The sequence below is a fragment of the Spirochaeta cellobiosiphila DSM 17781 genome, assembly GCF_000426705.1.
Lineage (GTDB): Bacteria > Spirochaetota > Spirochaetia > DSM-17781 > DSM-17781 > Spirochaeta_E > Spirochaeta_E cellobiosiphila.
Genome location: NZ_KE384554.1, coordinates 44,318 through 61,904, shown reverse-complemented (window position 1 = coordinate 61,904; position 17,587 = coordinate 44,318). Strand labels below are relative to the sequence as shown.

The window sequence follows — 17,587 nt, the reverse complement described above, 5'->3', positions numbered from 1 at the left end:
CTTAGCTGACCATTAGATTCATGGCTTCTTCTGGTTGACTTGCAAATACTATTTGGCCATTCCGATTACTTTCATAAATAAAGTCATGCATACTACCAGCATCAAAATCTGTGTGATCACCAATTATACCAAGACGAACACCATAATTACTGACTTTTTGTAATAGCTCACCTGCCATACCACTATTCAAATCATAAAACTCTTTTGCCAATTGGTTACGGTGAATTAAAAGATTTGAAGAACCTGCATTTGCCATAATATCCAAGAAATCAGAAGTATCATTGATTTCTAAATTATTGGATGATAATTCCGCAAAAGTTTTATCATTGTGTTGATAATAAACAAACTTCATGAAATCTCCTTTTCAAAAATCTTATCATGGCCTTGTTTAAGTTGGCTATCTTTATTTTATTTTAATCCCAAAAGGAGCTAGCAAGTTAAGTGCTTCTGGAGCTTCAAAAACGGCTTTTTTGACATTATTCGTTAGAGGATTAATTTCATATCCTGATGCACCTGAAAAGTCCGCTTTTTCAATATTAGTATTATGAAACAGAACATTACGAAATGATACAGCTTTAAAACTGGAAGCTGTTAATACAGTATTCTGAAAATAGCAATCCCTAATTTGGGACTGATCAAAAAATATCTTCTTCAATATCATATCGGAAAAATTACAAAGCTCTAAATGACAGGCATTAAAACTTATATCAATGGCCAAGGAGCTACACTGATTAAATTTTATTCCCATAAGTTTTGATTCATTAAAAGCGACATCTATAAGCTTTGCATTCCTAAGTTGAGTGTTACTTAGGTTGCAGTTAACAAATTGACATGTTTCAAAACTTGAATCATCAAGAATTGCATTGCTTAAGTTGCAATTTATAAATTTACAATTATTAAATTCGTGGTTAGCCATATCCTTAGCACTAAAATTTTCTTCTGTGAAGTCAATATCATTATAATAAAGTTGCTCTATCAATACCTTCTCCTAGTTAGTTTTAATTTTCAGATTACACAAATTGTTTCATTAAGCTGTGCATAAAAAGCTTTATTTTAGGATCATTAATATTATTATTCCTCGTTGCGAAATAAAGTTGAGAATAGATATCACTAGGGAGGCTCCATTGTACAAGATAATTATTATCAATTAAAGCCTTAACTTCATCTTCCAACAATAAGGCTGGACCTACTCCTTTCTGTATTAAACTTAATTTTGTTTCTTCCTGTTCTATAAATATTTTTTTATTGAGAGATAACCCCTTTTTTTTAAAAAGTGACTCAGTTATCTCTTGGTGAGGACAATATCCATCTGAGCAAATCCACGTCAATCGAGACATTTCCTCCCACGAAAGCTCTTTATCTTTTTTAAAACGATGAGGAAGAACAAATACAAGTTTTTTAACATCAAGAGCTGTTAGATTTAGAGAGGAAATATTGGGATTCTCAAAAAGGAAGCCTCCATCAAGTTCATTATTTTGCAGTCCATCTATAACTTTTCCAGAACTCAAGTTCTTTAACATAATTCTTATATGACTAGAATCATCTAATTCTTTGATTACCTCAGAAAGTCTTAGACAATCTATAGGTGCATTTATTCCTATAATTAAATCACCTGTAATTGTATTTGTGATAAGACTAGCTTCGGCGTAAAGCTTATTAGTTGAAGATATGATTTCACGAGCTCTGAGGAGTATGCGCTTTCCAGAATCAGTCAGTCTCATACCTCGAGATTGACGAGTAAATAACACTATCCCTAATTCCTCTTCTAATAATTTAATATGTCCACTTATTGTTGATACTGTACTATTAAGATTAATGGCTGCTTTATGTATGCTACCTTGTTCTGCAACTGCTATAAAGGAACTCAATCGATATATATCCATAATGACAAAGATAACATTATTCCTATCAGATTGTCTGTTCAATAACATCATAACCATGGTTCAGAATATATGAATTCTCATTAATAAATTTACTCTATATCCTCAAACTATATTTTGTAACTTTTAGGAGAAGAATAATGACTCAGATAGAATTTTATAAACTAAAACTAAGCCATGAGATAGATGCTTCTGATTTATATAACCTCATTCAGAACAAGGAAAATATATTAGTAGTAGATGCAAGAAGTGAAGAACACTACACCCAAGAACATATCCCAAGTGCCATCAATATTCCTCACCGCTTAATGAATCCAAAGAGTGTCAGCCACTTAGATAAGAGTGCTCTATTAGTTTGTTATTGTGATGGTATAGGGTGTAATGCCTCAACAAAAGGATCATTAAACTTAGCAAAGCTTGGTTTTAAAGTAAAAGAACTATTAGGAGGTATTGAATGGTGGAAGTTTGATGGATACGGGACTGAAGGCTTGAAGGCGACCAAGGAATCAACAGTTCCCAAATGCTCATGTTAAGCATGTCCTAGCGCTAGTACTAACATCTATAATTTAGTCCCGCATCCATTTTTTTGAGTTGGATTAATAAAATAGATGTTAGTTCTTCTTTGACAACATTATTAATGAATGTTTGCTTATCATACCTATAAGAATTTCTTGCCAGAATGGCTAACACATTTTCCATCAATTTTGCATCTATGAATCTGTGCCTCACTATATCCCCAAAAACATCAGCTTGATGAGATATAGCATGAGCCCATCCATGATTTAATATATAACCTCGATAATCGTTTTCTCTTTCAACATAATTAATAAATTTAGCTATATATAAATCTTGATCGTAACTAATGATCGCCCCAATTATTAATATGGAAAAGGTTCTTTTAAATACATTTTGCTCATCAGTTGTATTTTCCAGTAAATTATTTCCCATATTTATCAATTGATTTGAAAGCAAATACCCCTTTTTATTCCTTCTTTAATTTATCTGGTTACTATAGCTGTATATCCTCCAATGTCAGAGGGAACTAATGTTAAATGCTTCTTTATTCCTCTTACCTGATAAAGAGGATCATGACTGACATACAATATTGTTGTTTCATTTTTCATAGCAATATTATTAAGTACTTTTAAAATAAAACTCGAATTTAAATCATCAAGACCTTGGCAAGGTTCATCTACAATCAATAATTCTGGTGTCTTTATAATGGCTCGAGCGATAAGTACGACTCGTTTCTTACCTTCCGATAATCGATGAAAAGACGTATTGTGCAAGTCACTTATCTCAAATTGATTGGCTATTTTTTTGGCTAATTCTGTTTGGAATGTTGTAGGTTGTGTATATAAACCTATAGAGTCATACAATCCAGAAATAATAACCTTGAGAACAGATTGACGTACTCTATGATTTCTTTGTAAAGCTCCAGAGACATAGCCTATTTTCTTTTTGATATCCCATATGGTTTCTCCACTGCCTTTAAGCTTTCCAAACATCCTTATTTCTTGCCCATAGGCTTTAGGATTATCAGCTTCTAATAAGCTTAATAAACTAGATTTACCACTGCCATTTGGACCACTTATTTGCCAATGTTCACCTTTGTGCACAACCCAACTAATATTAGATAGAATTGTATCTTCATAGTATTTGAGATTAACATTATTCATGTAAATAATTTCTTCTGAAATATTTTCTTGAGTATTATTGGAATATTTTTCTTCCACTAGGGATGATTTATCTGATTCTGAATAACCAACATCCTTTTTAAGATCTTCTAATGTATCAAACTCTTTTAATCCTGAAGAAGTTAATAAGAAGTATCTGGCCTCTGTAACTGGTATATCATCAAAACGACCCGTTATAACAACTAAGGCCTCTGTATGATTTTTAATATCTATAAGTTTATCTTTTATATAAGTTCTGCTATTTATATCCAAACCGGTTACTGGTTCATCTAATATTATAAGTTCTGGTTTAGATAATAGGGACTTCACAAGCATAAGTTTACGAAATTCACCTGTTGATAAAAATTTAAGGCCATGCCCCAAAACAGGTTCCAGTTGATATGAGGCAATTAGATCCTTTATTTTTTCATCTGGATAATGAGAGCACTCATAGAGAATATCTCCAATAGTCCTCCCCTTATCAGTCAAACCATCTTGATAGTCTGAAGCATCATTGTAACGTTCTTGTTCTAGGAAGCGATTTTCCTCAGCTGTAGATACTACTGCTGAATGTTTTGTTAATATGGTATCGCCGAAGGACCCTTTGTAATGGCTTGAGAAATAATCCGCCAATAGGGTTTTTCCAGATCCATTTTGACCATATATGAAAATAAGGTCTCCTTTAGATATTTTGATATTTATGTTCTTAATAAAAACTTTGTGTTTTACTAGTAAAGAAACATTTTGAGCCATGAAAAGAGTTTCATCATCATTCATATCGATATAGTGAAACAAAAAGATAAGTGCTTCAATACTTAAGTGAAATTTTATTGATTTAAATATTTAACAACTTTAGCAGGGTTCCCAACAGCTAAGGCATCAGGAGGGATATCTTTCGTAACGACAGCACCAGCACCTATGACAGCTCGGTCTCCAATTGTAACCCCTGGACAAATAGTAACATGACCGCCTATCCAACACTCTTCACCTATGGTGACAGGAACACAGTCCTCCCAAACTCTTCTTTCTTCCACACTGAGTGGATGTCTTGCTGTATAGATATGAACACCAGGAGCAATCAATGTTTTACGACCAATACGGACTTTTGCCCCGTCTAAAATGACAGCTCCAAAGTTAATAAAAACCCCTTCATCTGCAAAAATGTTTTCTCCATAATCACAATAAAAAGGAGGTTCTAGATGTATATCCTTCGCAGAGTTAGGGCATAGTTCATTTATAACTAATTTAAAATTATCAGTATAATACTCTGTCACGTTTAACCGGTGAAGTATGTGTTTTATCTTTGTCCTTATGCTTATCATTTCTTCACAATGAGCATCATAAGGTTCTCCGGCAAGCATTTTTTCTTTTTCTGTTTTCTTTGACATAGAGTTTATTATTAAACCATTGTTGTATTTTGACAAGTTAAACCTTTTATTGACAATCAATACCTACAAGCTAGACTTAGATGTAAGGGGTGAATCCATGTTCCGATCGACCAGTATTTCTATAAGAATTATTCTACTCATAGTACTCATTATATTAATGACTATAGGAATAAATGCTGTTTACATTTTGGAAATAGAAAATATTAAGAACTACAGTATTGATGAAAGCGGTAAAATAATGCTTAGTGGTCAAGAGGCAAAATTAAAAGTAGCCAACCACACAGCGGCTATTGGATTGGGTGCCCTCCTAAAAGAGGTACCAAAAGAGAATAAAGACAGTTTTGTACAATCATTTGTCGAAGACATTAGATTCGAAGAGGATGAGTCTGGTTATTTTTTTGTTTATCGAGGCACAATAAACGTTGCACTTCCAACGAATAAGGCCTTAGTGGGTACAGACCTAAAAGATAATCAGGATGTAAACGGAGTTTATTATGTAAGAGAATTGTCAGAGGCTGCAAACAGAGGAGGAGACTTTGTCACTTACGTATTTTTAAAACCTGGATACGGTGATCAGCCTAAGTTAGGTTATGCAGAAATGATACCTGGAACAGATATGTGGATTGGCACTGGTATATATATTGATAACGTTGAGGCAATTAAAAAAGGAATTAACCAATCCATTACTTCCATGATCAATCGACTAATATTGTCTATTTTGATTGCAGTCATTGGATTCTTCCTTGTTTTCTTTCTTCCCTTCTCCCTATTATTCTATCGAAGCATAACAATACCTCTATCGAAAGCGGTAAAGTTAACAAGAGATATTGCTTCAGGAGATTTAAAAAGTACAATACATTATCTTGGAAACGATGAAGTCGGTAAGCTGATACAATCCTTAAATACTATGCAAAAAAAATTAGTTCAGATAGTTAAACATATACAAGATTTATCTAAACGATTATCTACAGGAAGCTCAGAAATCAATTCAACAGCTCAGCTAGTGTCAAATGGGACTATCCAGCAAGCAGCATCAACTGAAGAAACCAGTGCTTCTATGGAAGAAATGTCCTCGACTGTTCAGCAAACAACAGAAAATGCCAACCAAACAGAAATTATTGCATTAAAAGCAAAGAATGATGCCATCAAAGGTAGTGAAGCGGTTCATAAGACAGTAGAAGCTATGCACAATATTCAATCTCGAACAGAACTAATTGAATCCATTGCTCGACAAACAAACTTACTGGCTTTAAATGCGGCTATAGAAGCGGCCAGAGCCGGAGATGCTGGTAAAGGATTTGCTGTTGTTGCTACTGAAGTTAGAAAGTTAGCGGAGAACTCTCAAGATGCTGCCGTTGTTATATCCCAACTCTCCTTAGAGAGTATGAAAATTTCAAAGGATTCAGGTGAATTATTTGACCAACTTTTACCGGGAATTCAAAAAACATCTGATCTTGTACAAGAAATAAGTACCGCTTCCAGAGAGCAGTCAACAGGTATAGAACAGGTAAATTCCGCATTAAGAATACTAGATGAAACAGTACAACAAAATGCTGCAGTATCAGAAGAACTTTCAGGGATGGCCCAAGAATTTGAAGTTAGCGCTAAACATTTAAATGAGACGGTTAGTTTTTTTAAACTGTAGTCTTCCCTTTTTTAGAAATAAGATAATTGTCTTTTTTTGATTCCGGAGGTACAGTGACAAAGGTTAAATTAATGATGGATACAACAGAAGCAGAATTACTTAAAAGAGATCGAAGATTAATTTCAACATGGGAACTTTATGTTCAGTACCTAGAAGAACTCTTAGACAGCAATGATATAGATAAAGGTATTAAATTCTTAAAAGAATTAGATCTGCATACATTAGATTACACTTGGATTCCCTCTTGTAGTGAATGCAATAAATTACTCATAACTGGAGCAGCCTTTTATTCAATAGCAGATCAAAAGGATAAAGCTTTAGATTTATTACAGAAAGCATTTTTATTTGATCATCATCTACCAGGTTTTTATAGTGAACAAGATTTCCTTTTGGAACAACAAGAAAGGCAAGTAAGATCAGGTATACCAGTTGAGAAACCTAAAAAGCTGGAACAGGCTTTTTTTGATCCCTATTTTGTAGATAAAAAAGCTCCTTCAAGAACGGAATATCATTTTAAAAGTATTGAAAGTACACCATTTTGCTGGATTGAGAAGGGAGAATTAAATCGCAAACAGCAATGGTGTAGAATAAGTAAAAAGATGTTAAAGAAAGGTGATAGCCTATACAAGTATCGCTTTTTTACAGGAGCAAACGACAGTCCAGAAGAATTTGATATTATTGATGCTAAGGCATTTGAAAATAATGATGCTGCAGTAAAAAACAAAGAAAGATATGAATCGAATAAATATAAACTAGAAGATTACAATTATAATACAAATTATTGTGCACCCTATATAAGTAGATTTTACAAAACACTTACTGGTTTTAATTTGCAGGCAACTCTCGAGACCATAGCGTCTCCCCCTGTCTATCCAACTCAATACATTCTTAATTCTTTTACAGATAAATTTGAACGGAAATTTCTCGAGGATGATTATGTGAATGGCCAAGGAGGAGGCCCCTATGTGGAACTCCTCTATGTTTTAATAAAATGTGGTTATTTAACAGATATTATTAAACTATTACCTCAACTACCATCTCATATGCCCTATCTTATGTTACTCTTTGATTCTGATGAGGTAAGGTTTGCTATTAATTCCTACTTGAACAATGAAAATCATGGGAAGATGATAGATATTGCCATTAAGACTTTTTCTCGTAGAAAAAGCCAAACATTGATTGATTTAGCTATCTATGGCAAAGAAAACCCTCTATTCCTTGAGAATCTTGCTATATGTTTAAATCTCTATGAATTCCATTTTTTTGATGAATACTATCATTATCCCAATTGGAACATTCCAGAATTTAGTTTTATGAGAAAAGCTAAAAGTGTTGCTTTACTTGATTTCTTTATTACAGACATAAAATCAATACCTATACTAATGAGAATGAAAGAAGAATTAGCCTTACCTACCGCATCAGTAGAAATGTTTGGTACGGATAGACTGGCATTCTCCTTACCCTTTTTGTGTCGTACAATAGCCTTAAACCTAGCTTGGCATGGCGACAGTAAATATGAACTTTGGTTTAAAGTTTTTAGTACCTTTGATAATCCGATAATAACCAAAGCTTTTCTTGATAATACTATGAAGATAATAGAATCAATAAAAACTGAAAACTAGGAATTGTTAACTAATTCTATAAAACGACTAGTTACTTTATTTTGCAATATCTGCAATTTTTCCTTTTACAGCATGAAGGTAATCATCTCTATCTAGTATAACTTGTATACCTCTTTGTCCAGCGCTCATACAAATTTGTTTATGTTGAATAGCTGTTATATCTAAGTGGACTGGCCAATTTTTATTGACTAGAGAGAGGGAACTAATACCTCCTACTTTTAATCCTGTTTTATCTTCTGTTAACTTTTGACTTGCCATTTGAAGTTTTTTTTCACCTGTTAGGATTGATAACTTTTTTAAATCCAATTCACCATTTGCTGGAATGATTGCCAAATAAAAATTATTAGCATTATGAAGACTCTGCACAACAAGTGTTTTATATAATTGAGTATAAGGTAATTTTAACATATCAGCGACTTCAATGGCATTATGGAAATCCCCATCACCATATTCAATTATTTCATAAGGAATTTTCTGTTGATCGAGGAAGCGCATACTATTTAATTTTTTTTGTTTCTTCATAAACTAATTCCAAGGGACCTAATATATTTTTGTGCGTACTATTAATGAATACTCATATTTTTTATTTTACCACCAAAACGTTCTATAGTTTTAGCCACTTTATTTTTGTCATCAGAAGTGATAAGAAGTTTTTTATTATTCTTTCTTTAGTCTCCTGTCACTTTTTAAATATATTGTATATTGCTCTTTATAGATTTGAATATCTTCTACTATTAAATATCATGTTAAAAAAGAGCTCAGTAATAGATCCTTTTAAATACTGAAAAATCTATTACATATAACTCATTTTAAAAATTAGATTCCAAAAACGAAGAATTTAATTTTCAACTTTTAAGTATTCAAAAGCATCATCAATATCCCAACCTCGAGGATAGTCTGCCAAGTATACTTCTTTGTTAAAAGACATTTTCTGATATTGACTATAACTATTAGAGTATCTGTAACCACTTTTTAAGTAAAAAGCAGAAAGAGATATAGCTTTATCATCAACAAATATCATAAAAACATTTGTCACAGACACACTACGCCTTAATACTTGCTCTAAATCTATATTTGGAGAATCTAAAGTTACTTCCTGACTTAGATGGTTCATTGCAGATAGAAAATATGCTACAGTAACAGGACTATCAGATTTGACCTTAGGTCCTTCTAAGATCGCAGGTAATCCTTTCTGTTTTTTCTTATTAATTGTTTTCTTTAATTTATACTCAGCACTATTAATATATTCATAAGCATCGTCTAGATTATCAAAATATAATACACCAGAAGAATTGGGGAAATAATCAGAAAGCTCTGTACCCTTCGTTAGATTAGCATAAGTCTTTTCTTTTTGTATTGACGAACAACTAAAAAACATGAAACTAGTTATAGTGAGTAGTAATAATTTTTTCATTTATCTATTCCTTTTTCAAATTTTCATTTAAATAAAATAGATTATAAGTGAGTTTTAATCAATATAGATGGATACACACTCTTCATTTTTCTTTCACCATTATCAATCTGATATTTAAGATTTTACTTACTGCATTTTATCGATTTTGACTGCTTGGCTTGGTCCTTTTGACTGCTAGGTTTGGTCCTTTTGGTTACTAGGTTTCGACCTTTTGGTTACTAGGTTTCGACCATTTGGTTACTAGGTTTCGACCATTTGGTTACTTGGTTTGGTCCATTTGGTTACTTGGTTTCAACCATTTATAAGTAAGCAAAATCGACGTTTTTCAATAGGCAAAATAATATATCAGTACTAGTCTTTTAACTTATGAATACTAAGGGCTTCAAGATAGACTTTTCCCTCTCGGATATGTATCTGCCCAAGGACTTCAATAGGAGTATCATCATCCAGGTTGATACCAAAGTTTACTTCAACAGGGACAATCCCCTCTAAGACTTTACCATCTGTATATCCTATAAGAAAATCAAATGTAATCTTGTCTCCAATTTTGGGATTTGAAATTCTCCCTGGCCAGATTACATATGTGTTTTCATATAAATAAGGATTTTCTTTCACTTCTGAATAAGGATAATTGGTGTCTAGAGTCGCAAAACTAGGTTTATCCAGATGGCTCAATAAAGAACTAACCCTATCTTTAATTAAGCCATTGACATTCCCCATTAATAAATAATTGATCTCTTTACGAACAAGGTTGTCTTTATGATCCTGAAAATACCGATTAACTCTTTTAAGCCCTGCTTTGATTTCATTTTCTGTTAGTACAGTTTGATATTCTCCAGACATATCAAAATATTGATCAACATCAATATCCAAGGAGACTCCATCACGTTTTTGTTCTTCCATATGGCTCATGATCAAAGGATAAGTTAAGACACTACCAGAAATAAGAACAATAGCCACAATTACAACTGATAATATAGGTCGCATTAGATCCCAGACAGATCCTAAGTTAGGGAGATAATATCCTTTTTTGCTTTTATCAAGAATATCCGGTAATAGATTAGGATCTTCTACATCCCTTAATAATTTGAGAGCACGCTTTGCCATTTTTTGATTAGGATAATCATCAAGAATATTTAGATACAAAGAGAGAGCCTTGTCAATATTACGTCTTCTTAATGCTAGATAGCCAATACCTAGATAGGGAAATAAATTTTCATGATCAAGTTGTTGGGCTCTTTTCAGGTAAGATTCTGCAGCTCCAAAATCATTTAAATGAAGACAGGAATATCCAAGGAGAATATAAAAATCCATGTTGTCACGATAGGTAAAAATTTCTTTTTCTAATAATCGTATTACAGCATTGTATTTTTTCTTATTGTATAAACTTTGTGCTTTTTTTAGTACCCCCTCTACTTTCATTGTTGTAGATACGCATCCTGCCTTCTTTCTAGTTCTTTGAGGACTTCTTGTAGTACTGTCAATTCTTCTTGAGTTAAGGTCTCAGGTGTTCTCAGTCTTGTATTAATATTATCCAACAATTCAATAACTGCTGTATAGTCATTTTTCATTTGTATTGTCTTGTCCCTTGTTGGATTTTCTATATCTGACGAACTATCCGTCAATATTTCAGAAACTGGTGACAAGCTGGCGCCTTGATTCAGATTAAAGCCTTCATTATTTTGAATCCCCAATAGAATTTTAATTTTACGTTCTTCCTGGGGTGTCATGATCTTATCTTCATATATCTGGGCTACTGCAGAGTCATTAAAACTATAGGGCGGTAAATTAAAATCTCTTGAGGGGTCTGCTTCAAAGGACCATAGGTTTTCTTCTAAACGTTTCCAGTTGGCAAATACAAGTCTACTTGGTTGGGTCACCCCACTGATGGCATTTGTCATGACCATTAGTCCAGGATTTTTATTGCCTCTCGATATCCAAAAAGGAGGCATATCATTAGTAAACACTCTTTCATTTTTAATAGTTTGACCAGCTGAAAGATTAAAATGATCACCTTTTTCTCCAAGATAAGTATCAATAAGGAATAACAAACCAACCTTGGCAGAACGTTCTGAAATATTCTTTATATTAACATCAATTTCTAGTCCATTGGCTGTCATGGTATTCTTAGATACAATAAAAATATAATCCACGATGATGAGATAAAAAGGGTTTTGATAGGCCACTTTTACTCCAGATGCGGTTTTACTTACATTAATATCAAAGGCGTTTCCCTTACCAAGTACATAAGACTTGTCATTCTCCCTTAAGGAAAAAAAGCTAGTTCTAGGATCATCTGCAAAAAAGAATGATTCATCAGTTTGTGTATTTTTAATGATTACCGACCCATTACGCTCATTAATATTAAGAGATAGAGATCCTTGGCTTACCTCCAAGGAATACACACTAACCACATTGAAAATAAGGAGCCATGTTAATAAGAGGTAGAATCCTTTCTTATTGACCATCAACTTGTACTCCTTCTTGTAGGAGCTCTACATAGTAGAATTCCTTTAGTTTTAACACCCGTTCCTTAAGATCAATAAGGGCTTTAAGCTTTTGGATATCATCATTATTTTGAATGGTCATATCCTGTATATTGGCATCCTTAGAGTTTAGCTGTGTTCTCAGAGCTTTATTTTCTGCTTCTAAGTTATCAATACGAGCCTGTAAAGCTCTGTTTTGGTCTTCCTGAGATTTTAGATTATCAGATATATCTACTAATTGGTTTTCCAAATTCTTAGATTGTAGAATAGCCAATTTGTTTTGATAATCCTTTATAGCGTTGCGATATTCTACTTCTCTCTTCTGGAATTCTTCCAAACTTTCAAGATTCTCTTCATGACTCCACTTGATTAACTTCAATAGTTCTTCTTCTCTTCTTTTTAAGGAAATAAGAGTTACTCTGTATTTAGCTGCTTCAAACTTAAAGGACTTGGGATATTGTTGAATGACAACTTGGTAAGCTGTCATAGCTTCTTCCCAATGCCCTGTTTCATAAAAACACTCACCTAACCAAAAATGTCCATTTGAGATTAGAGAAGAATCAGGATATTTATTAATAAAATCAGTTAGAACATTAATGGCCTTGGCATATTCTTTTTGGAAAAATAACAATCGTCCTTTTTGATATATACCTTCAGGATAATTGGTATTATTAGGGAAGTTTTGAAGAAAATACTCCAAGTTCTTTTCAGCTTGTACAAGCTCAAGAGTTGTTACATAGACTTTACCTAACCAAAAATAAGCATCCCCTTGAAGATTAGCTTTATCAGAGTCCAATAGGATATTACGCAAGCTCTCAGTAGCTTCGCTGTATTTGCCCTGATTATATTGATTGATAGCAGTGTTTAAAGCACCATCATTGACTTGAGCAAAGGATAGACTTGCTGTTAATAGATATAATATCCAAAGTTTTCTCTGCATAACCTCGACCTAAAATGGTAGTTTTCTTAATCAATTATCGACACATTGTGTCTTAATCTATATCTCATTTACTTCTTAATGTATTTATATAAGACTTTTTGTCTTTTGCCTTAAAGAAAGCACTCCCTGTTACAATAACATCCGGTGCATAGGTTTTTATAACATTAATAGTATCACTATTAACACCGCCATCAATACTAACTAATAGACTAGGATTGACACGACTTGAGATCTCTCTGATTTCTTCTATTTTGTTCAAACATCTCGGTATCATTATCTGACCACCAAATCCAGGATTTACAGTCATAACAAGAACTAGATCAAGATAAGGAATCAACTCCTTAATAGCACTTACAGGGGTCGAAGGAACAATACTTATGCCTGCTTTGACACCCCCTTGTTTAATCAGTTCCACAGTTCTATGGGAATGAACCTCTGCTTCCATATGAAAGGTGATATAATCAGCACCTGCTTTTATGAAGTTATCTATATGACTTTGGGGATGTTCCACCATTAAGTGAACATCTAGAGGTAAATCTGTTTTAGTATTGATATCCCCTACCATTTTATGCCCGAAGGTTATGTCAGGGACAAAAGATCCATCCATAACATCCAAATGTACCCAGTCAGCACCCCCTTCTTCCATAAGTTTTATACTTTCTTTACCTAATGTAAAATCAGCCGCTAGGAAAGATGGCGCAATTATTGTATGCTTATTCATAGTTAACTTTTAACACTTTTATTCCTTTTATTCAAACTGTTATTCAAACACAAATTAAAAGAATTAAGTTTACTCAGATTGACTAAAATTTTAGGTCTGCTATAATAGAAATAAGGGCTATGGGATTTTTGATTCGTGAAACCATCTAATTCAATAAGATCAACTGAATTTAGACCATTACTGGATGAAGCCTATAAGGCCCTTGAATTAGGACAATTTGAAAAGGCGGGGCAAAAATTAGAACAGGCATTACAGATCTCTTTCGATGACTGGGAACTTTTGTCTGCACTTAAATGTGTTGAGTATTGGCGACAAAGAAAAGATAAACTAGACAACATTAACGATTCTATAGAGTTGGCAGAAGTGAGACTTTATGAATGGAAGGGTTTTGTGTCTCGTTTTGTTCCTAAGCTTAAGGCGGATCAATTAATGGCTACACATGCCATTCAAAGATGGGTATTTAACTCAGCTATAAAGAGTTATGAATCCATAATTGACGAGACTAGTGAGAAAACCCCTGAAGTCAGGCTCAAACTGGGGCGGTTGTACAAAGGGATAGGTGATTATGAAAAAGCACAGGACTATCTAGAAGATGCCCTTAGTAAGATGCCTTCTGCACGTGTCTATGCCGAACTGGCTGATACTTATGCACTAATTGGTCAGCTTAAATACGCAAAAGTCTTCTTTAGGGAAGCTTTTTTTATTGGAGCTGAAAAGATTGAACTTGAATATTTAGAATCAGGTTTAATCCGTAAACTTTTGGATACTTTAAAAGAGGATGGTTACAGCGGCAGAGAACTGCAGGAATGGGTTCCGGTGTATGGCGTTTTGCATGGAATATTTAATATAAAACGAGAACTTAAACCGGTAGAACTTGGTCAACTCAAGCAATCAATATATTCACTTAATGCTATGATGCAGGATAACAAAGAGGAGTCCAAGTACATAATTCCAAAGTTGATAAACCGTTACTTTTGGCTGATCGATCACTATATAGGTAAGAAAGAAGATCGTAGCCGTATAAATGAGATGTTGAAAAACATCAAACATCTGGATGCCAGGATTTACCAGAAATACATTAACTAACACAAGGAGCTTACCAAAATGAGTGAAGAGATTATTAAAGAGATTACCGAGAAGCTGCACGAAGAGCAGTGGACACGAACAACTCTTAACAACTTTTCGATCGGTAATTTTTCAGAATTAGATAATCTGCTCGATAAAATTGATGATTCAGAAACAGAAGATGAAATACTAGAAATCTGTAACACCCACTTGGTTGATTCCAAGAATTCCATTATTGCTCTCTATTTATCGGGAATGATTTCCTTAGGTAAGCAATTGGTAGATGATTCTAATATAGTCATGTTGATTAACTTATTCTCACGAAATCACAAGTGGAATATTGTTGAATATTTAGCCAACAGAATCTTGAGTTTTGGTGAAAACAAGTATGCCCTTAGAACACTTACTGAATGTTATACTAACGAAAGTGATGAAGAAAAACTTTATGATGTATGGGAACGCTTAATCAAAGTTGATTTTGAAGAAGCAGACATCGTTCGAAAGATTGCTGAATCAAAAGAAGAAAAAGGTGATACAGAAGCAGCTGTAGAATACTACAAGAAAGCCATGCACAGATACATCAACAAAAAGATGTATACCAACATTAGGGATATTTGGATTAAACTGATTCAATATATTCCTGAAGATTTTGACCTTTTCTTCCTTCTTGAAAGAAAAATTGCCAAGAGTATGAGCAATGAAAGAGCATCCCTACTACTGGAAGATTATTTTCCTGTGTTAAAAGAAAAGGAAATGTGGGATCAAGCTCTAGAAGTTCTAAAGAGAATTCTATCCTATGATGCAAAGAATCTTAAGGCTCGTAAAGACATAGTAGATATCTATAAAAAGAAATATGAAGGTCACAGTCAGTTAGATGAATATATTCGCGTATCAAATCTATCACAGGGATGGCGTAATGTTCATGAAGCCATTAGTGATTTTGAAAAACATATTAGTTTTGACAAGGGTAACTTTGTACATCACAAAACTTGGGGTGTTGGGCGGATAAGCAAAATCGAAGGTGACAACATTGTTATTGATTTTGTACGGAAACGAGGACACTCAATGTCTCTTAAGATGGCAGTTAGTGCTCTAACCTCCCTTCAAAAAGATCATATTTGGGTTTTAAAAGCAATTTGGTCAAAAGAAAAACTTAAGAAATCTGTAAAAAAAGACATTCCCTGGGCTCTTAAAATGATCATTAAGAGTTTTGATAATGTTGCAGATATGAAGAAGATCAAAAAAGAACTTGTTCCTTTTGTCCTAACACAAGGGGAATGGTCTAGTTGGTCAACTGAAGCTCGCCAGACTTTAAAAACTAACTCCGAATTCGGTAACCTTCCTGATAAAGCAGATCAGTTTGTTGTTCGTGATAAGCCAATTTCTTTTGAAGAGAAAGCTTTCAATACGTTTAAGGCTGAAAAAAACTTTTTTAATAGAATATCCACTCTGCATGAGTTTCTTAAATTATCAGATCCTGAAAGTGAATACTTCTTGGAACTATTCGCCTATTTTTCCAACTTCTTAAAAACCTTTAGTAATGTTAATGAACAAGTAATGGGATCTTTTCTACTTATTCAAAAACTTGTTAAACAGTATCCTTTCCTTAACCCTGGATATAATTACAAGTTCATTGAATTATTTGATGAAATAGAGGATATCAATGATCTTTTTCAAAAACTTGATGACAGCGATCTTCGAAAAGAGTTTCTTATACAGGTTAAGAAGAATGTTGCTAATTGGCCTGAAATCTATTGCAACTTGTTCCCCTACTACCTGACTAGGTTCATTGTAGATGAATTACGAAATAATAAGAAAACGGAAGAGCTTCAAGGTTTGATATCTAATATCTTAGAAAGATACAGAGATATGAGGGAAGCTCTTATTTGGATTGCAAGAAACATTGTAGAAGAACCATGGTTTGAAGAATTAGGATTTCATTCCGAAAAATTCTATATTGCCATGATTCACTTATTAGATATTACAGGACGGGATATTGAAAACCGTAAAGAAGTATCTAACAATAGAAAATATAACAGACAAATTCATAATTTCTTGTTTAAAGAAGAAAAACTCAAGACTCATTTTGAAACAGCAGATGCAGAAAGTGTGTCTCGCTTGATTACACTTCTGGAAGATGTCAAAGATCTTGATCCTACCCTTGTTATTAACCTTAAAAATATCATCACAGATAGATTCCCTGACTTCAAGTTCTTCACGAGAGGCGTTCAAGCAAGCGAAACTAAGCGAAAAGCAGCTCCAAAAGCTATTCTTTGTACTTTGGCAAGCTACAATGCTAAGCAACAAGAACTTAAACAAATCATTGAAGTCGAAATACCTAAGAACTCTGCAGAAATAGGTTCTGCTATTGAATTAGGAGACTTAAAAGAGAATGCAGAATACAAAGCTGGTAAGGAAAGACAGGAATATCTAAATGTTAGTGTCGGAAAATTAAAAGCAGGTATCGGGAATTCAAAAGTTGTTAATGCTAAAGATGTAAAAGGTGATACAATAGCTTTTGGTACTAAGGTGGTTTTAACCAATCTAAATACAAATGAAGAGGAAGAGTATAGCATCCTTGGACCATGGGAATCTGATCCTAATAACAAGGTTATCTCTTACTTATCTCCTTTAGGTCATGAACTTCTCGAAGGTAAAGTTGGTGATTCTTTGAAATTCACCATCAATGAAAGAGAATATGAATACAAGGTTGAAGGCATCACCGTACTAAACTTTTAATAACACAAGGT

The 17,587-nt window shown here is 33.5% G+C and carries 17 protein-coding genes; 5 read left to right on the top strand and 12 right to left on the bottom strand.

Annotation, left to right across the window (positions count from 1 at the left end; genetic code table 11):
- Position 1 precedes the first annotated feature (1 nt).
- The 3 genes from K345_RS20120 to K345_RS0107000 are packed head-to-tail and all read right to left on the bottom strand — an operon-like array spanning position 2 to position 1,934.
- A complete protein-coding gene (locus K345_RS20120) occupies positions 2-352 on the bottom strand; it encodes a DUF4180 domain-containing protein (protein ID WP_053228126.1) in 351 nt (116 codons plus the stop codon).
- Between the two features lie 51 nt (positions 353-403).
- On the bottom strand, positions 404-979 hold the full coding sequence (locus tag K345_RS0107005) for a pentapeptide repeat-containing protein (protein ID WP_028973556.1): 576 nt from the start codon (positions 977-979) through the stop codon (positions 404-406).
- Between the two features lie 31 nt (positions 980-1,010).
- Positions 1,011-1,934: a LysR family transcriptional regulator gene (locus K345_RS0107000; RefSeq protein ID WP_211227846.1), complete on the bottom strand. Its 924-nt coding sequence runs from the start codon at positions 1,932-1,934 to the stop codon at positions 1,011-1,013.
- An 86-nt stretch (positions 1,935-2,020) separates the two neighbouring features.
- Here K345_RS0107000 and K345_RS0106995 point away from each other — a divergent pair, with 86 nt between their 5' ends.
- Complete coding sequence (locus K345_RS0106995) at positions 2,021-2,413, top strand: rhodanese-like domain-containing protein (protein ID WP_037571561.1); 393 nt, start codon at positions 2,021-2,023, stop codon at positions 2,411-2,413.
- 19 nt (positions 2,414-2,432) lie between these two features.
- Here the strand turns inward: K345_RS0106995 and K345_RS0106990 are convergent, their stop codons facing one another.
- Genes K345_RS0106990 through K345_RS0106980 form a run of 3 tightly spaced genes read right to left on the bottom strand, consistent with a single transcriptional unit; the run spans position 2,433 to position 4,944 of the window.
- Positions 2,433-2,828 (bottom strand): DUF2785 domain-containing protein, encoded by a 396-nt coding sequence (locus K345_RS0106990; protein ID WP_028973553.1) that lies wholly within the window; start codon positions 2,826-2,828, stop codon positions 2,433-2,435.
- A gap of 50 nt (positions 2,829-2,878) precedes the next feature.
- The gene (locus K345_RS0106985) at positions 2,879-4,333 is read right to left on the bottom strand and encodes an ATP-binding cassette domain-containing protein (RefSeq protein WP_037571559.1); all 1,455 of its coding nucleotides are present in this window, start codon (positions 4,331-4,333) and stop codon (positions 2,879-2,881) included.
- Positions 4,334-4,383: 50 nt separating this feature from the next.
- Positions 4,384-4,944 carry a sugar O-acetyltransferase gene (locus K345_RS0106980; protein ID WP_037571557.1) on the bottom strand — a complete coding sequence of 187 codons (561 nt, stop codon included), beginning with the start codon at positions 4,942-4,944 and terminating at the stop codon, positions 4,384-4,386.
- 97 nt (positions 4,945-5,041) lie between these two features.
- Between K345_RS0106980 and K345_RS20115 the strand changes: the two genes are divergently transcribed.
- Together K345_RS20115 and K345_RS0106970 are read left to right on the top strand one after the other, a co-directional pair.
- Positions 5,042-6,589 (top strand): methyl-accepting chemotaxis protein, encoded by a 1,548-nt coding sequence (locus K345_RS20115; RefSeq protein ID WP_037571776.1) that lies wholly within the window; start codon positions 5,042-5,044, stop codon positions 6,587-6,589.
- 53 nt (positions 6,590-6,642) lie between these two features.
- A complete protein-coding gene (locus K345_RS0106970; RefSeq protein WP_037571555.1) occupies positions 6,643-8,211 on the top strand; it encodes a hypothetical protein in 1,569 nt (522 codons plus the stop codon).
- Positions 8,212-8,247: 36 nt separating this feature from the next.
- Here K345_RS0106970 and K345_RS0106965 read toward each other — a convergent pair whose 3' ends face one another.
- From K345_RS0106965 to rpe, 6 genes are all read right to left on the bottom strand, one after another.
- Entirely contained in the window at positions 8,248-8,733 is a 486-nt protein-coding gene (locus tag K345_RS0106965; protein ID WP_028973549.1) for a YbaK/EbsC family protein, read from the bottom strand.
- 316 nt (positions 8,734-9,049) lie between these two features.
- The gene (locus K345_RS0106960) at positions 9,050-9,625 is read right to left on the bottom strand and encodes a hypothetical protein (RefSeq protein WP_028973548.1); all 576 of its coding nucleotides are present in this window, start codon (positions 9,623-9,625) and stop codon (positions 9,050-9,052) included.
- 351 nt (positions 9,626-9,976) lie between these two features.
- The gene (locus K345_RS0106955; RefSeq protein ID WP_028973547.1) at positions 9,977-11,047 is read right to left on the bottom strand and encodes a tetratricopeptide repeat protein; all 1,071 of its coding nucleotides are present in this window, start codon (positions 11,045-11,047) and stop codon (positions 9,977-9,979) included.
- On the bottom strand, positions 11,044-12,093 hold the full coding sequence (locus K345_RS0106950) for a hypothetical protein (protein ID WP_028973546.1): 1,050 nt from the start codon (positions 12,091-12,093) through the stop codon (positions 11,044-11,046). Before K345_RS0106950 ends, K345_RS0106955 begins: the two co-directional genes overlap by 4 nt.
- On the bottom strand, positions 12,083-13,051 hold the full coding sequence (locus K345_RS0106945) for a tetratricopeptide repeat protein (protein ID WP_028973545.1): 969 nt from the start codon (positions 13,049-13,051) through the stop codon (positions 12,083-12,085). Before K345_RS0106945 ends, K345_RS0106950 begins: the two co-directional genes overlap by 11 nt.
- A gap of 64 nt (positions 13,052-13,115) precedes the next feature.
- Positions 13,116-13,772, bottom strand: a complete 657-nt coding sequence (gene rpe, locus K345_RS0106940) for a ribulose-phosphate 3-epimerase (protein WP_028973544.1) — start codon at positions 13,770-13,772, stop codon at positions 13,116-13,118.
- A gap of 135 nt (positions 13,773-13,907) precedes the next feature.
- Here rpe and K345_RS0106935 point away from each other — a divergent pair, with 135 nt between their 5' ends.
- A complete protein-coding gene (locus K345_RS0106935) occupies positions 13,908-14,858 on the top strand; it encodes a tetratricopeptide repeat protein (RefSeq protein ID WP_053228125.1) in 951 nt (316 codons plus the stop codon).
- Positions 14,859-14,876: 18 nt separating this feature from the next.
- Complete coding sequence (gene greA, locus K345_RS0106930; RefSeq protein ID WP_028973542.1) at positions 14,877-17,576, top strand: transcription elongation factor GreA; 2,700 nt, start codon at positions 14,877-14,879, stop codon at positions 17,574-17,576.
- The last annotated feature ends 11 nt before the right edge of the window (positions 17,577-17,587 follow it).

Excerpts from the sequence above, each read along its gene's own strand:
- K345_RS0106980 (WP_037571557.1), bottom strand. The coding sequence starts at position 4,944 with ATGTCAAAGAAAACAGAAAAAGAAAAAATGCTTGCCGGAGAACCTTAT.
- K345_RS0106955 (WP_028973547.1), bottom strand. The coding sequence starts at position 11,047 with ATGAAAGTAGAGGGGGTACTAAAAAAAGCACAAAGTTTATACAATAAG.
- K345_RS20115 (WP_037571776.1), top strand. The coding sequence starts at position 5,042 with ATGTTCCGATCGACCAGTATTTCTATAAGAATTATTCTACTCATAGTA.
- greA (WP_028973542.1), top strand. The coding sequence starts at position 14,877 with ATGAGTGAAGAGATTATTAAAGAGATTACCGAGAAGCTGCACGAAGAG.
- K345_RS0106945 (WP_028973545.1), bottom strand. The coding sequence starts at position 13,051 with ATGCAGAGAAAACTTTGGATATTATATCTATTAACAGCAAGTCTATCC.
- K345_RS0106990 (WP_028973553.1), bottom strand. The coding sequence starts at position 2,828 with ATGGGAAATAATTTACTGGAAAATACAACTGATGAGCAAAATGTATTT.
- rpe (WP_028973544.1), bottom strand. The coding sequence starts at position 13,772 with ATGAATAAGCATACAATAATTGCGCCATCTTTCCTAGCGGCTGATTTT.
- K345_RS0106960 (WP_028973548.1), bottom strand. The coding sequence starts at position 9,625 with ATGAAAAAATTATTACTACTCACTATAACTAGTTTCATGTTTTTTAGT.
- K345_RS0106985 (WP_037571559.1), bottom strand. The coding sequence starts at position 4,333 with ATGAATGATGATGAAACTCTTTTCATGGCTCAAAATGTTTCTTTACTA.
- K345_RS0107000 (WP_211227846.1), bottom strand. The coding sequence starts at position 1,934 with ATGATGTTATTGAACAGACAATCTGATAGGAATAATGTTATCTTTGTC.
- K345_RS0106965 (WP_028973549.1), bottom strand. The coding sequence starts at position 8,733 with ATGAAGAAACAAAAAAAATTAAATAGTATGCGCTTCCTCGATCAACAG.
- K345_RS0106950 (WP_028973546.1), bottom strand. The coding sequence starts at position 12,093 with ATGGTCAATAAGAAAGGATTCTACCTCTTATTAACATGGCTCCTTATT.
- K345_RS0106995 (WP_037571561.1), top strand. The coding sequence starts at position 2,021 with ATGACTCAGATAGAATTTTATAAACTAAAACTAAGCCATGAGATAGAT.
- K345_RS20120 (WP_053228126.1), bottom strand. The coding sequence starts at position 352 with ATGAAGTTTGTTTATTATCAACACAATGATAAAACTTTTGCGGAATTA.